21 protein-coding genes are annotated in these 25,986 nt (G+C 64.0%); 9 read left to right on the top strand and 12 right to left on the bottom strand.

The features are described 5' to 3' along the window. The first annotated feature begins 151 nt into the window (after positions 1–151). The gene (scpC, locus tag Y958_RS19590) at positions 152–1,669 is read left to right on the top strand and encodes a succinyl-CoA:acetate CoA-transferase ScpC (protein ID WP_088873600.1); all 1,518 of its coding nucleotides are present in this window, start codon (positions 152–154) and stop codon (positions 1,667–1,669) included. Positions 1,670–1,686: 17 nt separating this feature from the next. On the opposite strand, the gene Y958_RS19595 is transcribed toward scpC, so the two are convergent. Both Y958_RS19595 and Y958_RS19600 read right to left on the bottom strand, forming a co-directional pair. Next, positions 1,687–3,246: a tryptophan halogenase family protein gene (locus tag Y958_RS19595; protein ID WP_088873601.1), complete on the bottom strand. Its 1,560-nt coding sequence runs from the start codon at positions 3,244–3,246 to the stop codon at positions 1,687–1,689. Between the two features lie 21 nt (positions 3,247–3,267). Further along, entirely contained in the window at positions 3,268–4,635 is a 1,368-nt protein-coding gene (locus Y958_RS19600) for a cation:proton antiporter (protein WP_088873602.1), read from the bottom strand. 132 nt (positions 4,636–4,767) lie between these two features. Between Y958_RS19600 and Y958_RS19605 the strand changes: the two genes are divergently transcribed. Further along, positions 4,768–4,989 carry a type II toxin-antitoxin system Phd/YefM family antitoxin gene (locus tag Y958_RS19605; protein ID WP_088873603.1) on the top strand — a complete coding sequence of 74 codons (222 nt, stop codon included), beginning with the start codon at positions 4,768–4,770 and terminating at the stop codon, positions 4,987–4,989. Beyond that, on the top strand, positions 4,989–5,489 hold the full coding sequence (locus Y958_RS19610; protein ID WP_088873604.1) for a type II toxin-antitoxin system VapC family toxin: 501 nt from the start codon (positions 4,989–4,991) through the stop codon (positions 5,487–5,489). The genes Y958_RS19605 and Y958_RS19610 overlap by 1 nt, the downstream gene beginning before the upstream one ends. A 28-nt stretch (positions 5,490–5,517) precedes the next feature. Here Y958_RS19610 and Y958_RS19615 read toward each other — a convergent pair whose 3' ends face one another. Beyond that, a complete protein-coding gene (locus tag Y958_RS19615) occupies positions 5,518–6,438 on the bottom strand; it encodes a cell envelope integrity EipB family protein (protein ID WP_088873605.1) in 921 nt (306 codons plus the stop codon). Positions 6,439–6,815: 377 nt separating this feature from the next. Here Y958_RS19615 and Y958_RS19620 point away from each other — a divergent pair, with 377 nt between their 5' ends. Then, on the top strand, positions 6,816–7,493 hold the full coding sequence (locus tag Y958_RS19620) for a GGDEF domain-containing protein (protein ID WP_244909472.1): 678 nt from the start codon (positions 6,816–6,818) through the stop codon (positions 7,491–7,493). A gap of 39 nt (positions 7,494–7,532) precedes the next feature. On the opposite strand, the gene Y958_RS19625 is transcribed toward Y958_RS19620, so the two are convergent. The 4 genes from Y958_RS19625 to Y958_RS19640 form a co-directional block, all read right to left on the bottom strand. After that, positions 7,533–7,796 carry a ParE family toxin-like protein gene (locus Y958_RS19625; RefSeq protein WP_088873606.1) on the bottom strand — a complete coding sequence of 88 codons (264 nt, stop codon included), beginning with the start codon at positions 7,794–7,796 and terminating at the stop codon, positions 7,533–7,535. Continuing rightward, positions 7,796–8,020 carry a hypothetical protein gene (locus Y958_RS19630; protein ID WP_088873607.1) on the bottom strand — a complete coding sequence of 75 codons (225 nt, stop codon included), beginning with the start codon at positions 8,018–8,020 and terminating at the stop codon, positions 7,796–7,798. The genes Y958_RS19625 and Y958_RS19630 overlap by 1 nt, the downstream gene beginning before the upstream one ends. 69 nt (positions 8,021–8,089) lie before the next feature. Beyond that, positions 8,090–8,572, bottom strand: coding sequence for a DUF1579 family protein (locus Y958_RS19635; protein WP_088873608.1), 483 nt, complete (start codon positions 8,570–8,572; stop codon positions 8,090–8,092). Positions 8,573–8,601: 29 nt separating this feature from the next. Beyond that, on the bottom strand, positions 8,602–11,559 hold the full coding sequence (locus Y958_RS19640) for a M16 family metallopeptidase (protein WP_088873609.1): 2,958 nt from the start codon (positions 11,557–11,559) through the stop codon (positions 8,602–8,604). Between the two features lie 318 nt (positions 11,560–11,877). Between Y958_RS19640 and Y958_RS19645 the strand changes: the two genes are divergently transcribed. Continuing rightward, positions 11,878–14,034: a TonB-dependent siderophore receptor gene (locus Y958_RS19645; RefSeq protein WP_186291355.1), complete on the top strand. Its 2,157-nt coding sequence runs from the start codon at positions 11,878–11,880 to the stop codon at positions 14,032–14,034. Positions 14,035–14,228: 194 nt separating this feature from the next. Here Y958_RS19645 and Y958_RS19650 read toward each other — a convergent pair whose 3' ends face one another. The 3 genes from Y958_RS19650 to Y958_RS19660 all read right to left on the bottom strand — a co-directional run bounded on the left by Y958_RS19650 (position 14,229) and on the right by Y958_RS19660 (position 18,302). Continuing rightward, on the bottom strand, positions 14,229–17,420 hold the full coding sequence (locus Y958_RS19650) for a metallophosphoesterase (RefSeq protein ID WP_088874104.1): 3,192 nt from the start codon (positions 17,418–17,420) through the stop codon (positions 14,229–14,231). 392 nt (positions 17,421–17,812) lie between these two features. Then, a complete protein-coding gene (locus Y958_RS19655) occupies positions 17,813–18,055 on the bottom strand; it encodes a type II toxin-antitoxin system RelE/ParE family toxin (RefSeq protein ID WP_088873611.1) in 243 nt (80 codons plus the stop codon). Next, positions 18,048–18,302: a type II toxin-antitoxin system ParD family antitoxin gene (locus Y958_RS19660; RefSeq protein ID WP_211098627.1), complete on the bottom strand. Its 255-nt coding sequence runs from the start codon at positions 18,300–18,302 to the stop codon at positions 18,048–18,050. The genes Y958_RS19655 and Y958_RS19660 overlap by 8 nt, the downstream gene beginning before the upstream one ends. A gap of 169 nt (positions 18,303–18,471) precedes the next feature. On the opposite strand from Y958_RS19660, the gene Y958_RS19665 reads away from it, so the two are divergent. The 3 genes from Y958_RS19665 (at position 18,472) to Y958_RS19675 (ending at position 20,295) form a co-directional block, all read left to right on the top strand. Then, a complete protein-coding gene (locus tag Y958_RS19665) occupies positions 18,472–19,605 on the top strand; it encodes a serine hydrolase domain-containing protein (protein ID WP_088873612.1) in 1,134 nt (377 codons plus the stop codon). A 61-nt stretch (positions 19,606–19,666) separates the two neighbouring features. Then, positions 19,667–19,909 (top strand): antitoxin, encoded by a 243-nt coding sequence (locus Y958_RS19670; protein ID WP_088874106.1) that lies wholly within the window; start codon positions 19,667–19,669, stop codon positions 19,907–19,909. Next, positions 19,906–20,295, top strand: coding sequence for a type II toxin-antitoxin system VapC family toxin (locus tag Y958_RS19675; protein WP_088873613.1), 390 nt, complete (start codon positions 19,906–19,908; stop codon positions 20,293–20,295). The genes Y958_RS19670 and Y958_RS19675 overlap by 4 nt, the downstream gene beginning before the upstream one ends. Positions 20,296–20,372: 77 nt before the next feature. Here the strand turns inward: Y958_RS19675 and aspS are convergent, their stop codons facing one another. Together aspS and Y958_RS19685 are read right to left on the bottom strand one after the other, a co-directional pair. Then, positions 20,373–22,193: an aspartate--tRNA ligase gene (gene aspS, locus Y958_RS19680; protein ID WP_088873614.1), complete on the bottom strand. Its 1,821-nt coding sequence runs from the start codon at positions 22,191–22,193 to the stop codon at positions 20,373–20,375. Between the two features lie 152 nt (positions 22,194–22,345). Then, complete coding sequence (locus Y958_RS19685) at positions 22,346–24,493, bottom strand: TonB-dependent receptor (RefSeq protein ID WP_088873615.1); 2,148 nt, start codon at positions 24,491–24,493, stop codon at positions 22,346–22,348. Between the two features lie 311 nt (positions 24,494–24,804). Here Y958_RS19685 and rnd point away from each other — a divergent pair, with 311 nt between their 5' ends. Further along, a complete protein-coding gene (gene rnd / locus Y958_RS19690; RefSeq protein WP_088873616.1) occupies positions 24,805–25,956 on the top strand; it encodes a ribonuclease D in 1,152 nt (383 codons plus the stop codon). The last annotated feature ends 30 nt before the right edge of the window (positions 25,957–25,986 follow it).

Genomic DNA, 25,986 nt, shown 5'->3' on the forward strand with positions numbered 1-25,986 from the left:
ATCAGAATCCGTGATCGTTGCGCCCTTGAGAAACTATTGGAGGGGCAGCGGCGCAGAGCCCCAAATATTCGGTGCCCGCACGCCGCAGGGACCGCAATGACCAAGGGTCCTTGGCCACCCAGGCGGCCGGTGACGAACAACGGACAAGAACATGGTTAGAGAGCGAATTCGTCTGAGCAGCTTGCACGACCGCGTCATGAGCGCGGAACAGGCGGCGGCCCTGATCCAGGACGGCATGACGGTGGGCATGAGCGGCTTCACCCGCGCCGGCGATGCCAAGGCCGTCCCCCTGGCCCTGATCAATCGCGGCCGAACCGACCCGCTGCACATCAACCTGCTGACCGGCGCCTCGCTGGGCAATGACCTGGACGGCATGCTGGCCGACGCCGGCATGCTGAAGCGCCGCCTGCCCTTCCAGGCCGACGCCCGCCTGCGCGCCGCCATCAACCGGGGCGAGGTCATGTTCATCGACCAGCACCTGTCGGAAATGGTGGAGCAGTTGCGGTCCGGCGCTTTGGGGCATCTCGACTGCGCCATCATCGAGGCCACCGCCATCACCGAGACGGGCGCCATCGTCCCCACCACCAGCGTGGGCAATTCCGCCAGCTTCGCCATCCTGGCCGACAAGGTGATCGTGGAGATCAACCTGGCCCAGCCGGCGGATCTGGAGGGCCTGCACGACATCTACATCCCCAAGCGGCGCCCGGCGCGTGAGCCCATCGGTCTGACCCGGGCGTCGGACCGCGTGGGCACGCCGGCCATCCTGGTGGATCCGGCCAAGATCGCCGCCATCGTGGTCACCAACCAGCCGGACAGCGCCACCACCCTGCAGCCGGCCGACGCCGACACCGCCGCCATCTCGCGCCACCTGATCACCTTCCTGGAGCAGGAGGTGCTGGCCGGCCGCCTGCCCCGGCACCTGCCCCCGCTGCAGGCCGGCATCGGCGCCATCGCCAACGCCGTGCTGGCCGGCCTGAAGGACAGCCCCTTCACCGACCTGGAGCTGTACAGCGAGGTGCTGCAGGACAGCGCCTTCGACCTGTTCGACGCGGGCAAGCTGGCCTTCGCCTCGGCCTCCAGCATCGTGCTGACGGCACCGGTCATGGCCCGCGTCATGCCCAACATCGCCAGCTACCGTGACCGCATCGTCCTGCGCCCGCAGGAGGTCAGCAACCATCCCGAGGTGGTGCGCCGCCTGGGCCTGATCGCCATCAACACCGCCATCGAGTGCGACATCTACGGCAACGTGAACTCCACCCACGTCAACGGCACGCACATGATGAACGGCATCGGCGGGTCGGGCGACTTCGCCCGCAATGCCCAGCTGTCGGTCTTCGTCACCAAGTCGCTGGCCAAGGACGGCCGCATCTCCAGCATCGTGCCCATGGTCACCCACGTCGACCATACCGAGCATGACGTGGATGTGATCGTCACGGAACGCGGCCTGGCCGACCTGCGCGGCCTGGCCCCGCGGGAGCGGGCGCGGGTAATCATGGAGAACTGCCTGCATCCCAGCTATTGCGGGCAGATGGCCGACTATGTGCGCCGGGCTGTGGCCCGGGGCGGCCAGACCCCGCATGTCCTGGAAGAGGCGTTCAGCTGGCACATCCGCGCGCGCGAGACAGGCAGCATGCTGGCCGAAACCGCGCCGGAGGCCCTGTCGGCGTAACAGTCCGGCGCGGGACCTCAGGTCCCTACCTTCCCGAGCGCGCTGATCTGGCTCATGCGCCGGATCAGCGCCCGGTGGGCGGGCAGGTCCTTTGTGGCGTGGTCGCCATAGGCCCGGATGCGGGCGAAGGTCTTCTGCGCCGCCTCCGCCTGGGGAAAGGCGGCGCGGGCCGCCGACAGGTCGGTCTCGAACCCCATGCCATACAGGATGTACTGGTAGTTGAAGAAGGCGAAAGCCTCCAGATCCAGCGCGAAGTCGAAGCGGCTGGGCGGCCGGGTGCGCCACTGCGCCAGCAGGTCGCGCAAGGCCGGCGGGATGGTGGCGGGGTCCCGGTTGTCGCGCCAGAACGGCTCTTCCCGCTTGCTCAGGCAGTAATGCAGCTTCAGGAAGTTGACGATGTTCTCGAAGCGCCGGGTCATCAGCTCGTTGAAGCGGGCGGCCGGCGCGTCCCATCTGCCGTCATGGGGGAACAGCTCCGCCAGCATGCCCACCGCCACCTCGATCAGCACCACGCTGGTGGACTCCAGCGGTTCCAGGAACCCGCCCGCCAGGCCGATCGCGACGCAGTTCCTGACCCAGGGCGTCTCGCGATAGCCGGCGTCAAAGGCGGTCTTGCGCAGGGGCGGCGGCTCGACACCGGAGTCTAGGTGAGGGGCGACATAGGCGCGCAGAACCTCCTCGGCCTCGTCGTCCGACATGTGGTCGCTGGAATAGACGCAGCCCACGCCGCGGGCACCCTCCAGCCCGATCTCCCAGGTCCAGCCCGCCGCGTGCGCCGTGGCCACGGTGCAGCTTTCCAGGGGGGTGTCGGCCGCCTCATAGGGCACCTTGCAGGACAGGGCGCGGTCGGTGAACAGGATGGACTTCACCGATTTCTGCGGCACGCCCAGGGCGCGGCCGATCAGCTCCGCCCGGAAGCCGCTGCAATCCACGTAGAAATCGGCGGCGATCGCCCCGTATTCCCGCGTGACCAGGTGGGCGATGGCGCCGTCGGCCGCCAGCGCCACATCCGTCACCGTGCCCCGCAGGTGCCGGACGCCCAGCTCCCGCGCGCGGGCGGCCAGGGCCTGGGCGGCCTTGGCCGCGTCGAAGTGATAGGCGTAGTTCAGCGGTGCCTCGAAATCACCCTCCGGCCCGCGCTTGGGCGCCCGCCGGGCGTCGGTCACCTGCTGCTGGAAGGTCATGGCCTGGGCGAAGGGCGGGCGGCGGTCACCGTCCTGCAGCAGCCAGTAGGGCACAAGGCCGGCGCCATCCGTAGGGAAAGGCGCCTCGAAGGGATGGAAGAAGCTGTCGTCCTCGCCCCCGTCCACCCAGCGGGCGAAGCGGATGCCCTGCTTGAAGGTGGCGGAGGTATCGCGCATGAACTGGGCCTCGTTCAGGCCCAGGAACCGCAGGGTGCCGCGGATGGTGGGAAAGGTCCCCTCCCCCACCCCGACGATGCCGATGTCCGGCGCCTCCAGCAGCGTGATGCCGATCGGCCCCCCTTCACGCACGCCCAAGTATTTGGCGAGGTAGGCGGCGGCCAGCCAACCGGCCGTGCCGCCACCGACGATCAGGATGGTTCGCTCGACTGTCATCAACTCTGCTCGGTCGTCCACTCAGCTCAGGGCTTGCTCCGGCACGGCCCCCAGCTCGCCACTCAGCCGGGCCTTGCGGCCATAGACCAGTTCGAACAGCGGGGAGGCCATCATAGTCGTGACGATGGCCATCAGCACCAACATAGAGAACAGCGTGGGGCCGATGATGCCCTTTTGCAGACCGATGTTGATGATGATCAGTTCCATCAGCCCGCGTGAGTTCATCAGGGCGCCGATGCCCAGCGCTGTGCGGTTGTCCTCGCCGCACAGCCGGGCGGCGGCGTAGCAGGCGACGCCCTTGGCGGCGATGGAGGCCACCAGCACGCCCAGGGCGATCAGCAGCAGCGAGGCGGAATTCACCATGTCCATGCGGGTATTGAGGCCGGAGTAGGTGAAGAACATGGGCAGCAGCAGGACCACGGTCAGCGGCTCCACCTTCTTCTTCAGCTCTTCCACGAACTTGCCGCGGGGCATGGCGGTGCCGACGATGAAGCCGCCGAAGATGGCGTGGATGCCCACCGCGTCCATGATGAAGGCGGACAGGCAGAACACCATCAGGGTGATGGCCAGCACGGTGTGCGTCATCTCCCCCCGCCGTTCCACCGCGCGGCCCAGGGGTGCCAGCAGGCGGCGGCCGAACAGGATGACCAGCAGGGCGTAGGCCACACCGCCGCCGATGGCCAGCACGGCGACGCCAGGGCCGGCGCCGAAGATGGCCAGCACGATGGCCAGCACGCACCAGGAGGCGGCGTCGTCGAAGGCGCCGGCCGTCAGGGACAGGGTGCCCAGGGCGGAGTTGCTGAGGCCGCGCTCATTGATGATACGGGCCAGCATGGGGAAGGCGGTCAGGGCGATGCAGGCGCCCATGAACAGGGTGGCCTGGCTCTGCGGCAGGCCCTCGGCGAACAGGCCCGGCACCTTGAGCAGCATAGGCGTGATCAGCACGGCGATCAGGAAGGGGGCCGCGATGCCGGAGAAGGAGACGGCGAAGGCGCTCTTGCCGTTGGTGCGGAAATGGTCGCCCCGGAAGGTCGTACCCACCAGGAACATGTAGAGGCCGACGCCGAACTGGGCGCCGACGTACAGCACGCTCTTGGTCTCCTTGGGGAACAGCTCGGCGGCGAGGCCGGGGAACAGCAGGCCCAGCAGGGACGGACCCAGCACCACGCCGGCGATCATCTCACCAACCACCTGGGGTTGGGCCAGCAGCTTCTGCCCCAGCCAGCCGACGACGCGGCAGGCCAGGATGATGGCGGTGATCTGCAGGAAGAAATGGACGCTGAAATCCGTCGGCGTCAGGGTCCCGTTGGGGCCGTGCGGCGACAGCATGTGGGTCGCCGTATCGACGATGTTTTGCACCGTGTCGGCGGAAAAAAGATCGGAAGCCATGACGCGATTCCACCCTGTTCTTAGCTTTTGCGCATGTTAGCGATACCAGGGTTAGGGTGCGCTTTCCGGCGTTGTCAAAGGATAAAAGATGTAGGAATGTAGCAACATTCTGGGCAGGGGAAATGTAGCAACATGGCCACAATGAGCAGCCGGGATTTCAACCAGGACGTGGGCGGCGCCAAGCGTGCGGCGCTGAGCGAGCCGGTGTTCATCACCGACCGCGGCACCCCCACCCATGTGCTGCTGAATTTCGAGACTTTCCTGCGGCTTACCGGCGACGGGCAGAGCATCGTCGACCTGCTGGCCATGCCCGAGGACGTGCCCCTGGCCCCGGCCCGCCTGGACATCGCCTGATGTTCCTGCTGGACACCCCCGTCATCCTGGAACTACGTGGCGCCAAGACTGAAAGGGCCGACGAAGGCGTGCGCGCCTGGGCCGCCGACATCCCCCGCCAGCAGCTGTTCCTGTCGGCCCTCAGCCTGATGGAGCTGGCGGAGTCGGTCGGCAAGGCGGAGCGGACGGACAAGGCCGCCGGCGCGGCGCTGCGCGCCTGGCTGGACGACCGGGTGATGGTGGCGTTCGAGGGGCGCATCCTGCCCGTGGACGCGGCCGTGGCCCTGCGGCGCGCCGGCGTCGCCCTGCCCAACAATCGTGACGCCCTGCTGGCCGCCACCGCCCTGGTGCACGGCCTGACGGTGGTCACGCCCAACGTCGCCGCCTACCGTACCGGCCGGCTGAAGGTGTTCAACCCCTGGGGCTACGCCGCCGGGGAGGCGGAGGAGGACATCGCCGACTGGCGCCAGGCGGCCAAGACCAGCCCGGTATGGCTGAAAAGCCTGTTCCTGCGCTTCTGATACGCCACCGCTGGTACGCCACTGCGCCTCAGCAGGCGGGCTTGGGCAGGGGCTCCAGCGCCACCAGTTCGGCCCGCACCTTGAAGTCGCCGTAGTCGATCAGCATGGACTGCACGATGCCGTTGTCCATCAGCATCATGGCGGTGTCGTAGTCGGGCAGCGCTTGCTGGTCGTCGTTGGCGAAGAAGGCCAGGTGCACGGGCCAGGCCTTGTCCTTATGCAGGGCGGCCACGACGATGGCGTCCTTGGCCAGGGGCTTGGCCTTGCCGATGACGGCGGAGACGGGGCCCGCCTCCTCCGCCTCCGACCCGTCGAACACGGGACGGACATAGACCGGCGTGTCGCCGTGGCGGGCCTGGTTGATCAGCAGCAGGGTGTGGGCGGTGGGGAAGACGGTGCCGGGCGCCAGTTCAATGTCCTGGGGCTTGGGCTTCTCGAAATGGGCGACGCCCCCATCCTCGCCGTTCAGGGTCGCCACCCCCTTCATTTCCTCATCCGGCTGGCCGGTGACCTGCTTGCGGACGTTGAAGCGGTAGACGCTGCCGTCCTTGGCCTCCCACGTCGTATAGCTGGTGGTCATCTCCTGGTCGTCCGCCTCGGAATAAAGGAAGCGGATCTGGAAGCGCTGTTCCGTGGTCCAGCCGCGGCAGACGTCATTCCAGGCGAAGTTCATGGCGCCGACCACGCCGGTGACGCGGCTGCCCTCACGCGAGGAGGCCAGGGTCAGGCGATAGGCGGCGCGATGGGGGGACATCTGCGCGCCCACCGCCATGACCGTGCCGGCCATGGGGCCACCGTTGGAGGTGGGGGCGACCGTGGGCGGGGCGGCAGACGGCGCCGCAGGGGCGGGGGCTGCCGACGATGGGGGCGTGGCGCCGACGGCCATCGCCACCGGCAGGGCCAGAACGGCCAGGGACGCCAAACCCATGCTCACCAGACGTGCGCGCATTCTTATCGTCACTCTCGCTACCTCAACCCGGGCCAAGCCCGAACCCTCAGCATGCCGTGTACCGGGGGCCGACGCCAAGCTTCTTGTCGTCACAGGGCGCACCCGCCGGCCGCCCGCCAACCGGACGCCTGGGAAACCTTTGGATGATACGGCCCCGCCGGCCCCTGTCGTCGTCCTCCGGTCCGCCACCCTTTGGAATAGGGGGCAGACATTGCCGGTTGGATCTACCGAAAGGGGGCCGGCAAAAACTGCCGCAGGCGGGGCACGGCCTACCCCTGCAAAATGCAAACCGTTTCATTTCAATGCACTAGGTAGCGGCATGGCCCTTGCGATCTCCAGTTCGCGTCATCACCGACGCCCCAAACGGAGTAGCGCCCATGACCCCGCCGGACACCGCCCTGCCCCTGATGCCCGCCATCAACCTGACCCTGCCCCGGGGCCAGATGCCGGTGGGCCTGCGCGGTCCCGAGGCGGCGGCCAGCCTGAACCAGCTGCTGGTGCAGGAACTGGCCATGCGCCTGGCGGACGCGGAACGCATCATCACCGAACAGCGCGACCGCATCGACTACCTGGAAACGCTGAGCACCACGGATGAGCTGACCGGCCTGCTGAACCGGCGCGGCTTCCAGGTCGCCTTCCGGCGCGAGCTGGCGGGGGCGCGGCGCGGCGGCCGGGGCGGCGTGCTGGTGATGGTCGACCTGGACGGCTTCAAGCGCATCAACGACGTGCACAGCCACCAGGCCGGCGACGCCTACCTGCGCATGGTGGCCCGCACCCTGGCCGACCATGTGCGCGCCCAGGACATCGTGGCCCGCCTGGGCGGTGACGAATTCGCCGTGCTGCTGACCCGCGTGGCGCCCGACCAGGGCATGCAGCGCGCCGAGGCCCTGTCCGCCACCCTGCACCAGATGGCGTTGGACTGGCAGACCCACAGCCTGCCGCTGAAGGCCAGCTTCGGCTGCCAGGCCTACGGCGCCGACGACCGCGAGGACGAGGTGCTGCACCGCGCCGACGTGCTGATGTACCAGACCAAAGCGGCTTCTAAAGCGGCTTGACGCCGCCCTACCCTGCGGGCGGGCCCATCCGGGCCCTTGCTAGCGTATCAATGTATCATAATCGGCGTGCGTGCCGATCCAGAACCAATAGATCGTATCGCCTTCAAAAAGGCCAAGCGCACGGTAGTGCAGACCCACACGTATTGAATACATCGGCTCTTTGGTGTTCAGCCGCTTGAAATGGAGCGCCGCGTATTGCGGATCCATTTTCCACATGACGTATGCACGCTTGGCCGACTTCCGGATGTTTCGCGGCAACTGACGGTATAGCCGCCAGAAGCCCTTGGTCGCCCGCGACTGCATTATTCCGGCAATTCGTCCGGTATGAGGGGCAATGTTTCGCCGTGCAGGATCTGCGCCCGCACATCCCTTGCGATCTCATCCAGCTTCACGGCGTCCCGGCTGAATTTCGCCTGCCATTCCAGCTCATCCTCCATCTCATCGAGCATGAGCGTGGCAATCTGGTCCTGCTCAGCAGCCGGCAACTTCGCCGCTCGTTCGAACGCTTTTTCCAGCAGCGTGGCCATGGCGCGGTTCCTTAATTCTGTCTTCACAATGTAGGCACCGGGGATGAATGCGTCAAATGACGCGCGTCCTTACCCCTGCCGCCGGTAGGTGCCCTTCAGGAAGGGCGTCCAGGTCAGGCCGCCGTCGGTGGAGCGGTCGATGGCGGTTTCCATATGGTCGGGCACCGGCCACCAATAGCGGTGGCGGGCACGGCCGCGCGGGGAAGTGCGGATGAAGGTGTAGCCTTCCGCACCCGGTTCCTCCGCCCCCTCCACCGGACCCCACAGGCCGGGTGCCGGGGTGGCCGGCACATAACCCATGTCGTCGAACCAGAACAGCAGATGCACGGCCACGTCGGGGTCCCAGGTCAGGACGCCGTGGGCAGTGAAGGCCCCGGCCTCCCCCCGGTCGAAGACATAGTCCAGCACCAGGTGGTGGCCATTGAGGGCGGGACGCACGGTCATGCGCGCCTTACCAGGGCCACCGGGGCCATAGGGGCTGGGCTGCACGGCGTCCGTGCCCGCCCAGTCGCCGGCGAAGGCGGCGGTCAGCCGCCGCATCTCCTCATGCATGGCCTTCTCCTCGGCTTACGGCCCCCGGCTTACGGCTGTCCGGCCTTGGCGTCGGCCTTGCCCGCATCCTTCTTGCCCACCTCCTTCTTGGACGCCGCCGCCTTCAGGCTGCCGCTGTCCAGGTTCAGCTGGGCGGCGGGGATGACCTGCACCTTGGGATATTTCTGCTTCAGGGCGGGCAGGAACTGGGCGCTGTCGCCCACCACCACCAGGCTGCTTTGGGCCGGCGACAGGGTGCGGGCGGCGGCGGCCTGCACCTGGGCGGGGGTTACGGCCTGGACGCTGCTGATGTAGCGGCCGATTTCGCCCAGGTCGACGCCCTGCAGGGCCAGGCTGCCCACCAGACTGGCCACGCCGTGGGTGGTTTCCACCGTGCGGCCGAAATTGCCGATCAGCACGGCCTTGCGGCCAGCCAGTTCCGTCTCCGCCGGCGCCTGGGTGCCCAGCTTGCCCATCTCCGTCATGATCAGGCCGGCGACCTCGGGGGCGGAGGGGTTCTTGGTCTGGGTGCTGGCGACGAAGGGCCCCGGCACGCGGCGGAAATCCAGGGCCGAGCCGGCGCCATAGCTCAGGCCCCGCTTGATGCGGATTTCCTCGTTCAGGCGCGAGGAATAACCCACGCCCAGCACGGCGTTGGCCACGCTGGCCGGGTAGTAGTCCTTGTCCGACCGCGCCAGGCCCGGCCGCACCACCAGCACCGCCGCCTGGCCGGCCTTGGGCAGGTCCACCACCACGGCGCGCCCGGCGGGTTGCGCGGGCGAGGATGGCAGCGCCGGCAAGGGCGTCGCCGGCTTGGCCCAATCACCGAACAGCTTTTCCGCGATGCCGAAGCCCTGCTCCGCCGTCAGCGGGCCGGCCAGCACCAGGGTGGCGTTATCCGGCCGCCACCAGGTGTGGTGGTAGGCGGAGAGGTCGGCGGGCTTCAGCGCCGCCAGCGATTTGGGCGTGCCGGTCAGCGGGTGGCCGTAGGCGGCGTCGGCGTAAAGCACGCGCGGCCCCACCAGCTTGGCCAGGCCGGCCGGGTCCTTCAGGGTGACGGACAGGCCGTCCAGCGCCTGGTGCCGCTCCCGCTCCAGCTCTTCCTTCTGAAAGGCCGGGTTGCGGGCCACGTCGGCGAAGATCTCCATGGCCGGGGCCAACACGTCGCCCTTCACCAGCAGCGACAGTTCCGACCCGTCCCAGCCGGCGGCGGCGTTCAGGGTGCCGCCCAGCGCCTCGACATCGCGCGCGATCTCAGGGGCGGAGCGCTTGGCCGTGCCCTTGGTCAGCACGTTGGCCGTCATGGCCGCCGTGCCCGGCAGGGCTCCTGGGTCCACCGCCCCGCCGCCGCCGATGCGCAGGCTGGCCTGGATCAGCGGCACGCCGTGGGTGGGCGCCACGATGACGCGCAGGCCGTTGGCCAGGCGCTTTTCCACCGGCTGCGGCAGGGCCGCGTCCACGGCGGGGCCGGCGGTGGGCGGGGCCTGGCGCTGGTCGGCCGGAGCCGGCTGCACCACCTTCAGGTCGGCCGGCACCACCAGCGGGGCGGCGTCGATGGCGGTGGAGGTCGCCACCGTGTCGGTGCCCTTCTCCGGACCATCCGCCGGAACATAGCGCACGGAAATCTTGGTTTCGGGCTTCAGCCAGGTGGCCGCCACCCGCTTCACATCGTCGGCCGTCACCGCCTGCACGTCGGCCAGCAGGGTGTCGGCACGCTTGGGATCGCCGAAGATGACGGCGGCGCGGGCCAGCAGGCTGGCGCGGCCGTTGGCCGTCTCCCGCTCCTCCAGTTCATCGGTCACCAGCTGGTTGCGGGCGGCGGCCAGCTCGGCCTCCGTCACGCCGTCCTTGGACACCTTGTCCAGCTCCTCCAGCAGGGCCTTCTCCCCCGCCTCGGCCGTGGCGCCGCCGGCCAGGATGGCGCCGATGGCGTAGGCGCCCGGCTGCTGGTTCACCTCCTGGAAGGTGAACACCTGGCTGGCCACCTGCTTCTCATAGACCAGGGACTGGTTCAGGCGGCTGCTGTCGCCATGGCCCAGGATGCTGTCCAGCACCAGCAGGGCCGGCAGATCCTTGTCCGTCGCCTTGGGGAAGGGATAGCTCAGCAGCACGGCCGGCAGGGGGGCGTTGGCCTCCGTCACCGTCAGGGTCTGCGGGGCGGTGCGCGCCGGCTCCACCGCCGTCACCCGCGGGATGGGCGTGGCCGGATGGGTCAGGGGGCCGAAATACTTGTCCACCCAGGCGTTCAGTTCCTCGGGCTTGAAGTTGCCCACCACCACCAGGGTGGCGTTGTCCGGCCGGTAATAGGTGGCGTGGAAGGCCTGCACGTCCTGCAGGGTAGCGGCGTCCAGATCCTCGATGCTGCCGATGCCGGGGCGGCCGTAGGGATGCACCTTGAAACTGACCTGCGGGAACATGAGGTAGAACAGCTTGCCGTAGGGCTGGGCCAGCACGCGCTGCCGCAATTCCTCCTTCACCACGTCGCGCTCGGACTTGAAGTTCTCCTCATCCACGACGAGGGAGCCCATGCGCTCCGCCTCCGCCCACAGGATGCGCTCCAGGTGGTTGGCGGGCACGGTCTCGAAGTAGTCGGTGTAGTCGGCGTTGGTGGAGGCGTTGTTGTAGCCGCCCACGTCCTCCGTCAGGCGGTCGAACTGCTCCGCCGCCATGTCGCGCGTGCTCTTGAACATCATGTGCTCGAAGAGGTGGGCGAAGCCGCTGCGCCCCTTGGGATCGTCCTTGGAGCCGACGCTGTACCACACCTGCACCGACACGGTGGGCGTGGTGGTATCCGGCAGGGCGATGACCTTCAGGCCATTGGCCAGCGTGCGCTCGGTGATGGCCAGCGGCGGCACCGACACCTTCCCCCCCGGCACCTCCGCCCCCGGCACGATGGGCGTGTCGGCCGCCCCCATCCCCCCTGCCAGCGCGGGCAGGCTGGAGCAGAGGGCCGTGGTCAGGGCCAGGGCCGTGGCCGCGGCCGTGAACGTGCGGGTGAAGCGCATCATGGGTGCCGTCTTCCTTCTTGGGCTGCCGGCCGCGCGACTGCGGCGTCCGGGAATGGGCCTGGTTCCTACATAGCCCAAAACCGCCCGGCTGAGGCGGGGCATTTGGTTAATTCGTTGTAACAAAACGATCCCCACCGCGTTCGCGCCCCCCGCCCAAGCCCTGGCCCCGCCCACTGTCACGCCCATGCGGGCGATAGGCGGGCCCGGCATACGGCGGAAGGCTGCCATGCACGAATGAAAGTCACTTGCATTCACAATTCCCGCCGCATAACCATCCCGTTAGAAATGATAATAATTATTAGTTGCTGGAGACTTTCCATGTCCAACCTGCGGCAGTTCCTCTCTGTGTATCCCCTGGCCTTGGCCTCGGCCGTCTCCATGGTCGCCCTGAGCGCCGGCGGCGCCTGGGCGGCGGACGACGCGGCGGCCGACGCCAGCCCGTCCAGCGAGGTGGTGATCATCGGCCAACGTTCCGCCACCGATGCCGCCAGCGCCCTGAAGACCGCGGCCCCGCTGGTGGAAACGCCGCAGTCGGTCAGCGTCATCAGCCGGGATGAGCTGAACCTGCGCGTGGCGGAGAACCTGAACGATGCCCTGAACTACACGGCCGGTGTTGCCACCGACACGCGCGGCAACACCGCCGGCCGCTATGACCTGATGACCGTGCGCGGCTTCAACGCCGACCAGTACCTGGACGGCCTGCACCTCATCAGCTCGGTCAACGGCTACGCCACGCCGCAGATCGACCTGTCGTTCCTGGAGCGGATCGAGGTGGTGAAGGGCCCGGCCTCCGTGCTCTACGGCAACGCCAACCCCGGCGGCATCGCCGCCCTGACCAGCAAGCTGCCCACCGGCCAGACCTTCGGTGAGGTCAGCGTGACCGCCGGCAGCTTTGGCACCGTGCGCGAGACGGCGGACATCGGCGGCACGCTCGACCCCAACGGCGTGCTGAGCTATCGCCTGGTGGGGGTCAACGACCGCTCCGACACCCAGATCAGCCACACCGAATCCGAACGCTTCGGCATCAGCCCCAGCATCACCTACCGCCCCGACGACAAGACCAGCTGGACCGTGCTGTACGTGCACCAGCAGGACCCCCGGAGCGGCGCCTATGGCTCCGTGCCCGTCCAGGGCTCGCTGCTGCCCAACCCCAATGGCCAGGTCGCGCGCGACTTCTATGATGGCGAGCCGGATTTCGAGCGGTTCAACCGCACCGAAAACATGGTCACCTCGCTGTTCACCCACAAGTTCGACGACGACTGGGCGGTGCACCAGAACACCCGCTACATGCACCTGACGACGCTGTACAACAGCGTCTACAACGCCGGCTACTTCACCGACGCCAACGAGACCAAGCTGGCCCGCGCCCTGGCCGTGGCGCGGGAGGAGCTGAACAACGTCACGCTGGACAACAATGTGACCGGCGTGGTGCGCACCGGCGCCCTGACCCACAACCTGATCTTCGGCGTCGATTTCCAGAACACGGTGCAGACGGAGGCCTCGGGCTTCGGCGGCAGCGTCGCCGACATAGACATCTTCAACCCGGTCTACGGCTCCGCCCTGACCCTGCCGGCCACCAGCTTCGACGTGCGCCTGCACATGAGCCAGACCGGCGTCTATGCCCAGGATCAGATCTCGTATGGCGGGTTCCGCCTGGTGCTGAGCGGCCGCAACGACTGGCTGGACATCAGCCAGCTGGACCATCTCAGCAACGGCACGACGTCGAAGGATGAGAGCAAGTTCACCGGCCGCGCCGGCCTGCTCTACCTGTTCGACAACGGGGTGGCGCCCTACGTCTCCTACGCCACCTCCTTCCTGCCGCAGACCACGGTGGACCGGAACGGCAACGTGCTGGCCCCGACGGAGGGCAAGCAGGTCGAGGTGGGCGTGAAGTACCAGCCCAAGGTGTGGAACGCCCTGCTGACCGCCAGCCTGTATGAACTGCGCGAGACCAACGTCGCCACCACCGACCCCAGCTTCCCCACCGCCTCCATCGCGGCGGGTGAGGTGCGGTCGCGCGGCGTGGAGCTCGAGGGCTCCGCCCACCCCATCACCGGGCTGACCGTGCACGCCAGCTACACCTACATCGACAACCAGGTGACCAAGGACAATTCGGGCCTGGAGGGCACCCGCCCCTACGCCGTGCCGCAGACCACGGCCAACGGCTACGCCAACTACGTCCTGCAGGACGGCCCTCTGGCCGGCCTGGGCTTCGGCGGCGGCGTGCGCTACATCGGCCGCGGCTACAACGGCGTGGCCGGCAGCGGCAGCCTGACCATCCCCGGCGCCACCCTGTTCGACCTGATGGGCAGCTACGACTTCAAGCACCTGGCCCCGCAGCTGGACGGCCTGACCCTGAACATCGACGCCACCAACCTGCTGGACCGCCGGTATATCTCGTCCTGCTACAGCAGCATCTGGTGCTGGTACGGCCCGGGGCGGGATGTGAAGGCGAACGTGGCGTATCGGTGGTGAATGCATTCCATTTAGCGACGAGGCATTCAAGACTATTATAGTTTAGAGAGCCCCTCTTCTGGCCGCATTAGTTTAGGGCACTCGCCCTACCGCCGAATAGAACTGGAATCAGTTGGGTTTTTGCCTAACCAACCGATCCCAGTTCTTTTTTTGGAGATTTGAAATTTGCTGAACACAGCTATTAATGTTGTATGTTATACTTCGCGATCACGCTTTAAAGTTAAAATTAGTCTATCTTTCGAAAGCCTAGCCAGTTGGCGCCGCTTCTCATCTGCGCGCTCTTTGGGAGACCCGCCTTTCAAATTTGAATAGGCGACCGCTAGAGGCTCATCTAATTCTCTAAAGTGATCATCTCTTATACGGCCCAAACGGCGCAGTTCCCCGACGTGGACAATCAGCGACCACGAAAGATATTTACTGTCCCTAAATTTATGGAATAGATCATCTATTACTCTTGGAGTACCAGACAATCGAAGCTCCGTAATTAATCCACCCCGTAATAACGAGAAAATTAGCGGGTCAGACATTTCATCCAATGTCGGCTCAATAAGTTGCCTTTCTAATTTTTCAGTACCAAGAACATTTGAAAGAGCCCTAATATGAACATGCGGCAACTTTAACATCATCATGCGAAGTAGGTCCCCGTCTTTCATTCCGTGAGGTGCTTGCATTTCATATAATGCGCCGTTCACTCTCATTCGGCGCTCCTTAGCAAGTCGAGGCGATACACGAAGCGCCGCGACTAACAAGGTAGACCATCCCTTCCATATGTTCCTTAGATGAGCCCTCTTCTCAGAGTCGGAAATTAGTTCCATATTTTTTACGAGTCCAGAATACAACACTAGAGATAAAAGCATCTTATCACTTATATCTTTAATTAACGGACGAAAGACTTCCTGCCTTTCTTCGGCATCCTTAGGAAAGTCGGCCTCTAATTCAGCATCTTTCTCATCTTGAGAAAGAGGGGAACTGAACACACCAGATATAGTTTCATCAAATGAATCAAAGCCATCTGAAGGTGGCACATTTATATTTTCAAGACTTGATAAATCAATTTCACCTAAATCTGCTGTAGCCTCCCTCAATATATCGTCATAACGAGAACGGACCAGATTAACCAATTCTGCGTCATTCCTATGCTTTCCTGCGTAATATTGTATCTCGTTAACGTAGCGCAGATACCTATCATCTTCGAGTATCCACTCTTTAAAATTATTATCAGAGATCATTTTTAAAGCGATAAAATATTCAAGAACACCCTTATACCTAAAACTTATTCTTCCATCGGCCTTATTCACAAATATTCTAGATTGTAAAAACTCATGCATAAGATCGTCTAATGAGGCATTAAGCCCACGTCGATCTATATAAGATTTCATTTCATATCTAACTGCTTCTCTAGAAGGAACATATTCATCATTCTTAGCCATCCAGGCCGCAACATGAGCTAATAAATCTGTTTTATTTGTATAATCAAATATTTCCCGTCGACTTTGTTCAATAGCAGCCTTTCGTAGAGTTGAATCGACGAATTGCTCCATCAGTACAGCGCGATTTATCGGCATGAAGTTATGCTTCTCCGCCAATATATCTATGAGTATTGACCCATTTGCGGCGGTAAAAGGTAAATTAATTTCTCTGAATTCATTCTGCAGCCGATCGAGCCATCCCTCAACATCGGTGCACTGCTGATATTTTGTAAGAAGTTGGCGCATGTCATTTCGCCGAAACTCACGTACTTCAACGAACTCAAATCGGACCGGCATTTCTGGATCAATGAAAGCGCCATACTGAGTAACAGACGACTGAAGGCTAGAGAATATATATCGTGCTTTGGGAAAACGCTCTACGAACTCCCTGATGATTTTCATTCGGCGAATATCGCCAAACTGTACATCGTCAATTATAATGCACGCGTGCCCAAGCTTCAGGAGAGATTCAATGTCATTGCTTTCAGGTCGCCCTTCAGCCCGAGCCCGAATAGTTCGCAGAAGCGAGGTAGAGTTGGATGATATGACACTGAAATCAATTAATACGGGAAATCTGGGGAAGCCAACCTGCTCCGCATCATCCAATAGTCTATAACGTATCTCTCTAAGAAGAGTTGTTCTACCGTACTCAGCTCTTCCATATATAATTAAATTGGCGTCCCCACCAACTACATCAGAAAAGCTGATTGGGGCTTCCACTTCAACCTTCCCCTCGTCGCCAGTGATTTCTTGAATAAAAGTTCGGCACAGCGGCGGTGGGACGAACCAGTTATGAAGATCCGCCTCACCACCAGCCTCGGCCTCCTCGGCTCTCAATTGCTCAAGTGTCACCGTACGTAGATGCTCTCGAAATTTCTTGTCATCTATCGGCGCTGCAATTTTTCTAAAATGCTGACGGGCGGCCTGGGAAGGGTACCAGCGCCCGCTCTCGACAATGTCCACCCCCTCATCGAAGCACCCTCTATCCTTATAAAAGGAGCGAATCATCGTTTCAGATAAACCCGTTGATCTATCAATTGTTATTAGAGAGTAACCATTATATGTGGAGCGCGTGGTGAATATGGCTCCCGCCTGACTAGATAATAAGTCCCCAGTAAGTCCGGAGCTCTGCTTCGGCTGCGGATCATGCATATGGCCAAACAGATGTATATTTGCATTTCTCCCTAAATAAGCCTCGAGAATTTTAGCAGATTGCTCAGATAGCATAGAAATAGGATGATGCGTAGCAAATATCCTAAAAGATTCCGGATTTAAATTTCTTGATATTTCTATAAGAGCGTACTCCGGAATGATTAATTTCCTCTCATCACTTGGAATTCCCTTAATACCTCCAGATGATAACACCGCTGAATTTAGAACGACAATATCTATATTTAATGCTTGTATATAATCAACTGTAGCAAAAGGAGAACTATATATTCTACTCTTTGCGCCTTCGTGCCCTCTGAGATATTTTTCTAATTCATAGAACTTTTGGAATTTTCTGGAAGTTAATGATTCAAATTTTCCGCCATCATACATTTCATTTATTATTTCCATTTCATTGTTGGTGCCAATTGCTGATCTTATTTCAGAAAATTCATCTAAGAATTCCTGTATTCCCTCTCTTTCGGCATCATGATTTCCAGGAACAATGAATATTCTTTCATCACTACATCCAGTTGTCTTCGAAATAGGATCAATTAGAAAATCATATGCCTCATCGTGACCGTCTACACCGGCTGCATATACCAAGTCACCCGTAAATATAATGAGATCTGGCTTCCTATGCCCTATGCACAAGGATTTAAGATCCTTGATAAGGGCGTCAACAGCGATCCCTTGCTCCCTTTTTTTTCTTCCCGCAAAATGAAAATCACTAATGTGAAGAACGGACATTAAGGGTGAAACGATCATCTAGGTTCCTCAAAATATGCATTCCCATTATGACAAACTTACTCCTGAGTCTATGCATGAATCCACTACAATCTTAAGGAGTTTCTCTCACAGGCCAAAACCAGCCCGCGCAACAAAATATCGAGCCTCGAGAAATATCATAATAACCAATAGCGCGTCTCCTCAAACACTAAGCAAAGCACCTTATATCGCGCCGTCAAATCATTCAAAGACCACCATTAGCTCTGCGGACGTAGCAAATAAGCTGGAAACGACTGCACATCCGCGGCCTCTTTGCATCGGCGCGGCGGCCTGGGTTTTTACGCATGGCAAAATCGTTGAATATCACGTTCTAGTTGAGCGATCCGGTTCGGTAGGCGGCGATAAATTAATTTTCGATAAAGCCCTGTGCCTCACATGCGCGTGGAAGACTGGCGATAGAAGACAACGTGGCTTCCGCTCTCAATCCGCAGATAGCCCGGACGTATCTCCCCGGCATCACGCCCCAAATCGGGGAACGTGACCAGCCGCCCGAACAATTCGTGCAGCCCGACTACATAGCGCTCCGCCTGCGCCATGCCCCACTGCGTCAACGACTGCTGAGCGATGCGCTTCAGATCGTTCCGCGCCTTGCCGGAAAGCGCGTACTCACCCATTCCCGGCTTCGCCCGCCTCAGCCTTCACCTCAGCCCAGATATCCAGGACGTTCTGGCTGCTGATGCCGCTGGCCTCCCCCTCGTCCAGGGCCGCGCGGAGGGCGGCGAGTTTGGCCTCACGCTCTTCCAGCAGACGAAGGCCTGCCCGCATGACCTCGCTGGCGCTGCCGTAACGGCCTTGGGCGACCTGTGTTTCCACGAATTGGGTGAAATGCTCACCCAAGCTGACCGACGTGTTCTTGCCCATGATCGGCACCTCCAGCTGGCATCTTACCAAAAATTGGTACCGGTGGGCGACCTGTTAGGTAATCCCCGGCCATCCAAACTGGCTCCCCGCGCACAGCCGCGTCCGGCCCCTCCCTCCCGGGCCGGTCGATGGTATGCGCCTACCTGAGACATAACGCGGGGGCGGCGGCATGGACAGGCGGCGATTCCTGAGTAACGCGGTGTTGGGCGGGGCCATGGTGGGTGCGCCCCTCGGGGCATGGGCCGATGCTCCACCACCCGCCGCCGGAGCGCCGGCAGCCGGCGGCGGCGTGGCGGCCTATGTCGCGTCCCAGGTGGCGGAGACGGGCTTCAGCGGCACGGTGCTGGTGGAGCACCAGGGTGCCGTGGTGCTGCATGAGGCGTATGGCCTGGCCGAGCGGTCCTTCCAGGTGCCCTGCCGGCGGGACGGCCTTTATCGCATCGCCTCCATCACCAAGCTGTTCACCGCCACCCTGGTGATGCGCCTGGTGGCCCGGGGCCGGCTGTCCCTGGACACCGTCATCCGCGCCTATCTGCCGGCGTACAAGGGGCCGGCGGCGGACAGGGTGACCCTGCGCCAGTTGCTGACCCACACCTCAGGCATCGAGAATTTCGACAAGGGGCTGACCAGCTACACCGACGCCGCGCGCACCGGCATGCCGGCCTACCAGCTGCCCCATGACAGCACCGACCTGATGGACCGCTACGCCAGCGGCCCCCTGGTGAAGGCGCCGGGCAGCGCGTTCGACTACAACAACGCCGACTACGTCATCCTGGGCAAGGTCATCGAGGCGGTGACCGGCCAGCCCTATGACCAGGCCTTGCGCCGGGACGTCCTGGACCCGCTGGGCCTGGCGCAGACCGGCCTGCTGCGCCAGGATCTGATCCTGCCCAACCTGGCCGCGACCTATTACAAGGACGGCGACGGGGACTTGGCCCACGACATGCCGGTCTATATGCAGAACTGGTACGCCGCCGGCGGCCTCTATTCCACCGCCCCCGACCTGGCCGCCTTCGCCCGCGCGCTGTACGGTGGCGACCTGCTGGCCCCCGCCCAGCGCGCGCAGCTGCTGACCCCGGCGCTGGAGGAATACGGCTTCGGCCTCTGGGTTTCCGACCTTCAGGCGCGTGGCCGTCCCCACCACTACGCCCAGCGCCCCGGCCGCATCATGGGTGCGAACACCCTGCTGCTGCGTTTCCTGGACGACGATCTGACCATCATCATCCTGGGCAACACCAACCTGGCCGACACCGACCGGCTGGGCTTCCGCATCGCCCGGCAATTCCTGGGGCCGAAGGACTAGCCTCCCTTGCCCGGCATTCTTCCATGGTATATATTTTTGATAGATATCAATGGAGATGGCCATGGATACCGCCAAGCTCTTCTGGTCCGGCCGCTCGCAGGCCGTGCGCCTGCCCAAGGACTTCCGGTTCGAGGGTGAGGAGGTGCGCATCCGCCGTCATGGCAACGCCGTGATCCTGGAACCCATCGCCGACGGCTGGGAGTGGCTGGCGGATGTCATCGGACCGGTGGATGAGGACTTCGCCAAGGCCGCCACAGACCGGCCGACCGATCAAGAGCGCCCGGCCCTGGACTTCTTCGAGTGAAGTTTCTTCTGGATACCAACGCCGTCATCGCGGTGATGAAGGGCGATCCCGTCTTTCTGGATCGGATGCGGCAGCACAGGCCGGAGGATTTCGGCCTGCCCACCATCGTCGCGCATGAACTCTACTTCGGCGCGGCCAAGAGCCAGCGCGCGGCGGAAAACCTGGCGCGTGTCGAGGCCCTGCGCTTCCCTGTCCTGGACCTCGACCGGGAGGACGCCCGGCAGGCCGGCCTTATCCGGGCGCAGCTGGCCGCCACCGGCACGCCCGTCGGTCCCTATGATGTGCTGATCGCGGGTCAGGCGCTGGCCCGTGGCCTGACCCTGGTCACGCACAACACCCGGGAATTCCAGCGCGTGCCGGGGCTGCACCTGGAAGACTGGCAGTAGGTCGTTCAAGACAAAACGGGCGGCGCCCTTCCAGACGCCGCCCGCCTTGACACTCCGCCTCAGCGAAGAACCCCGCCTCAGCCTTCCTTGGCCTCGGTGGTGACCTTGGGCTTGGGCAGGTCGAGCTTGATGTGCAGTTCCTTCAGCCGCGCGGTGTCGACGGCGTTGGGGGCCTGCATCAGCAGGTCTTCGGCGCGCTGGTTCAGCGGGAAGACGATGACCTCGCGGATGTTGGGCTCATCGGCCAGCAGCATGACGATGCGGTCGATGCCGGGGGCGGAACCGCCGTGCGGCGGGGCGCCCAGCTTGAAGGCCGACAGCATGCCGCCGAAGCGGGTTTCGAGGTCTTCGGCCGAATAGCCGGCGATCTCGAACGCCTTGTACATGATCTCGGGCTTGTGGTTGCGGATGGCGCCCGAGGACAGTTCGATGCCGTTGCAGACGATGTCGTACTGGAAGGCCTTGATGTCCAGCGGGTTCATGCTGGTCAGGGCCTCCAGGCCGCCCTGGGGCATGGAGAAGGGGTTGTGGGAGAAGTCGATCTTCCCCGTCTCCTCATCCTTCTCGTACATCGGGAAGTCGACGATCCAGCAGAAGCGGAAGGCGTCCTTCTCGATCAGGTCCAGTTCCTCGCCGATGCGGGTGCGGGCCTGGCCGGCCAGCTTGGCGGCGGGGCCTTCCAGGTCGCAGACGAAGAACACGGCGTCGCCGTCCACGGCACCGGTCAGCTCGCGCAGCACCGCCTGGGCGGCCTCGGGCACGAACTTGGCGATGGGGCCCTTGCCGGCGCCGTTCTCGAACAGGATGTAGCCCAGGCCGGGCGCACCCAGGCCGCGGGCCCAGTCGTTCAGCTTGTCGAAGAAGCTGCGGGGCTTGTCGCCCACGGCCGGCGCCTTGACGCAGCGGACCACGCCGCCCTTGTCCAGCACGCCGCGGAAGGCCTTGAACTCCACGTCATCGCGACGGAACACGGCCGACACGTCGGTGATCACCAGCGGGTTGCGCAGGTCCGGCTTGTCGTTGCCGTACTTCAGCATGCTCTCGGCATAGGGGATGCGCGGGAACGGATAGGGGCTGACGGTCTTGGCCACACCGGTGAAGTCGCGGAACTCGGTGAAGATGCCGTGGATGACGGGCTCGATGGCGGCGAACACGTCATCCTGGGTGACGTAGCTCATCTCGAAGTCGAGCTGGTAGAACTCGCCCGGGCTACGGTCGGCGCGGCTGTCCTCGTCACGGAAGCAGGGGGCGATCTGGAAATAGCGGTCGAAGCCCGCCACCATCAGCAGCTGCTTGAACTGCTGCGGCGCCTGCGGCAGGGCGTAGAACTTGCCCGGGTGGTTGCGCGCCGGGACCAGGAAGTCGCGGGCCCCCTCGGGCGAGGACGAGGTCAGGATGGGGGTCTGGAACTCGGTGAACCCGGCCTCGATCATGCGGCGGCGGGCCGAGGCGATGACGTTGGAGCGCAGGTGGATGTTGCGGTGCATCTTGGTACGCCGCAGGTCCAGGAAGCGGTAGCGCAGGCGGATGTCCTCACCCGCGTCCTGGTCGGAGTTCACCTGCAGGGGCAGCTGGTCAGCCAGGCTCTGCACCACGATCTCATCCGCCTTCACCTCGATATGGCCGGTGGGCAGCTTGTCGTTGATGGTGTCATTGGTGCGCGCCACCACGCGGCCGGTCACGGTGATGACCGATTCCAGGCGGGCGGATTCCAGCACCTTGAAGCCGGGATTGTCGATATCGATCACGCACTGGGTCAGGCCGTAATTGTCGCGCAGGTCGACGAACAGCAGTTGGCCGTGGTCACGCTTGCGGTGGATCCAGCCGGAGAGGCGGACGGTCTGGCCGGCGTCTTCCTGACGCAGGGCGCCGCAGGTGTGGGTACGATAGGGATGCATGGGGCCGGGCCTTGACGAGTGCGGGTTGGGCAATAGCGCCGCCGATCCGCGAAAACGCGGACTGACGGACCGGCGGACACTAGGGCCGGACGGGGGCGGATTGTCAAGACGGCCGGGCCGATTTGCCCGGCCCCCGGCCGCCTTGGTCCCCCTTAATAACTGATCTTGACGCTGCCCATGACCGACCTGGGGCTGCCCGGCAGGTTCAGGTTGGCGTTGGAGCCGTGGGCGGAGACGATGTAGCGCTCATCCGTGATGTTGTAGACGTTGACCTGCAGGGTCACCGGCCCCTGACGGTACCAGGCCATGGCGTCCACCGTGACATAGGACGGCAGGGTCACGGTGTTGCCCGGGTTGGCGTACCGGTCGCCGACATAGTTCATGCCGCCGCCCAGACCGAAGCGGTCGCCGAAGGCCTTGGTCAGCCACAGGTTGGTGCTGTGGCGCGGCGTGATGGTGGCGCGCTTGCCCTGCACATTCTGGCCGGCGTCCTTGGCCACGGATTCCGTGACGCGGGCATCCAGATAGGCATAGCCGGCGATGGCCTTCCACCCGTCCGACAGGTCCAGCGCCCCGGTCAGCTCCACGCCATCCGTGCGCTGCACGCCGATGGGCAGCAGCTTCTGCGTCACCGGGTCGGTGGTCTTGATGCCGCTGCGTTCCAGGCGGAACAGCGAGGCCGTGGTGCTGAGCCGGCCCTGCCAGAAGTCCAGCTTGGCGCCCACCTCGACATTGCGGGTGCTTTCCGGCGCGATGTCGGCGTTGTTGGCGGCGACGGAGAAGGCCTCGCCCGAGGGCTGGAAGGAGCGGCTCCACGACACGTAGTAGGACTGGGCGACCTCGGCCTTGTCGTCCGTGGGCTGCCACACCAGGCCGGCGCGCGGGCTCCAGTTCCTGTCCGTGCGGCTGAGGTTGGCCAGGTTGGCGAGATGCTGCAGCGTGCGCTGCTCGAACCGGTCGAATCGCATGCCGACCAGGGCCTTCAGCTGCGGCAGCAGGGTCACCATGTCCTGGGCATAGAAGCCGGTGGTGTCGAACAGGCCGCGGTTGTTGGCGGTGATGGTGCCGAAGGTGCCGGGGTTAAGGGTCGGCAGCACCGGGTTGAACAGCGCGACGGTAGCCACCGTGCCCTGGGAATAGGTGATGGCGTCCTTGGTCTGGTGCCCCACCTCCAGCCCCAGCAGGAACTGGTTGTCGATGCCCGCCAGGCTGAACTTCTGCACCGCCTCGCTCTGGTTGAACCAGCCGTGCTCATACCGGCCGACGATGGAGCGGGTGAGGGCCGCCGTCCGCGCCACCTCGTTGACCGAGCCGACCAGCGTGTTGCGGCGGTCCAGGTTGTAGCGGTAGTAGCGAAAGGCGTTGCGCAGCGACAGGCTGTCGTTCACCTCATGCGTCAGCGTCTCGGTGGTGGAGCGGACGCGGGACTGGCTGTAGTCCGCGTCCCGGGCGTTGGCGGCGCCGTAATAGGTGCCGGGCGCCACGTCCACCGGCAGGCCGTGATAGGCCGGGATGCCGAAATCGGTGACGCGCTTGTCCTCCAGGTAATCGGCCTGGACCAGCAGCTTGGTCTTTTCATCCAGGTTGAATTCCACCGAGGGCGCCACGGCCTTGCGGTCCAGGAACTGCTGTTGGCGATAGCTGTCGGCCGCCTCGATGGCGCCGGTCAGGCGCAGGGCGATTCCGGTATCGGGCAGCACATGGGCCAGGTCCACCTCCCCCCGCCGGTCGTCCCAACCGCCATAGCGGAAGCTCGCTTCCGCCAAATCGATGCCCGGCTTCTTGGTGATGCGGTTGATCAGGCCGCCGGAGGAACCGCGGCCGTAGAGGACGGAGGCCGGGCCCTTCACCACCTCGACCGATTGCAGGTTGGACAGGTCGCGGAAATAAAGGGCGTCGTCACGCAGGCCGTCGACATACTGGTCGGCGATGGCGGAGAAGCCGCGGATGGAAACCTGGTCGCGCTGGCCGTCGCCGGTGGACAGGCCGATGCCGGGGATGTTGCGCATGACGTCCTGCAGCGACAGGGCGCCCTGGTCCCGCATCACCGCCAGGGGCACCACGTTCACCGTCTGCGGCACATCGCGCAGCGCCATGTCCATGCGCGTGGCGCTGACCGCGTCCTTGGGGTTGTAGCCCATCGCCGCCTGGCGGTCGGCGCTGACCACCACCTCGGGCAGGGCGCCGCCGGACTTGGCCCCCTCGGCGGCGGCATCGGCCTCATCGGGGCCGGCGGCGAAGGCCGTGAGGGGCAGCAGGGCGGTGAACAGGCAGGCAGAAAGCAGCAGGCGGGCGCGCATCACAGAGGTCCCCTTGTTCTTATGCGAATGTTTTTGATAATCACTCGCATATTAAGCCTGCGACATTCTGTCAAGCGAACCCTCCCGGCCCCCGGCCACCCTTGCCGGCGGGTAACGCCGTATCGATGGCAAAACTGCGATTTTCAGGATGCGAATGGCTGTCATGCTTCGGGATGGCCCGCCGCCCCCAGGCGAGGCGGCGGAAACTCCATTCCCGTCCTGCCCGACTCGACGGGCGGCGGTCCTATTCCCGGGCGGCGGGACAGCAGGCCCTATGCACGCGCGCTTAGCTATAGTATGTGAAGAACCCCATGACGCTGATCACCAATACCGCCGACCTCTCCGCCTTCTGTGACCGCCTGGCCTCCGCCGCGTACGTCACCGTCGATACCGAATTCATGCGGGAGAAGACCTACTACCCGCAGCTTTGCCTGGTGCAGGTGGCCGGCCCCGACGAGGCCGCCGCCATCGACCCGCTGGCCGACGGCATCGACCTGTCGCCGCTGTTCGCCCTGCTGGCCAATCCCGCCGTGCTGAAGGTCTTCCACGCCGCCCGCCAGGATCTGGAGATTTTCTTCAACCTGACCGGCACCGTGCCCGCGCCCCTGTTCGACACCCAGGTCGCGGCCATGGTCTGCGGCTTCGGCGACAGCGTGGGCTATGAGACGCTGATCACCAAGCTGACCAACGCCCGCATCGACAAGTCCAGCCGCTTCACCGACTGGTCCAACCGGCCGCTGACCGACCGGCAGCTGACCTACGCCCTGTCGGACGTGACCCACCTGCGCCCGGCGTATGAGAAGATCCGCCGCCGCCTGGACAAGACGGGCCGCGAGGAATGGCTGGCCGATGAGATGGCCATCCTGACCAGCCCGGACACCTATCGGCAGGATCCGGACGAGTCCTGGCGCCGGTTGAAGCCGCGCACCGACAAGCCGCGCTTCATCGCCGTGCTGAAGGAGCTGTGCGCCTGGCGCGAGCGCGAGGCCCAGCGCAAGGACATCCCGCGCAACCGCGTGGTGCGCGACGAGACCCTGATGGAAATCGCCGCCCATACCCCCAGCACGGTGGATGACCTGGGTCGCACGCGTGGCCTGGGCCCCAGCATGGCCGCGGGTCGTTACGGCACCGAAATCCTGGCGGCCATCGAGAAGGCGCGCGGCCTGCCCGACAGCGCCCTGCCCCGGATGGAGCCGCGCGCCGAACTGCCCGCCGGCATCGCCCCCACGGTGGAACTGCTGCGCGTGCTGCTGAAGCTGGTGTGCGATGACGAGGACGTGGCCAGCCGCCTGGTGGCCAATGCTGCCGATCTGGAGGCCATCGCCGCAGATGACAACGCCAAGGTGCAAGCCATGACCGGCTGGCGTTTCGACCTGTTCGGCCGCCAGGCCCTGGCGCTGAAGCACGGCAAGCTGGCCCTGGCCATGGAGAACCGCAAGGTCAAGCTGGTGAACCTGGACTGAGGTTACGGTCCGGGTTTGGGGCGGCGTCGG

The sequence above is a fragment of the Nitrospirillum viridazoti CBAmc genome (assembly GCF_000730165.1).
GTDB lineage: Bacteria > Pseudomonadota > Alphaproteobacteria > Azospirillales > Azospirillaceae > Nitrospirillum > Nitrospirillum viridazoti.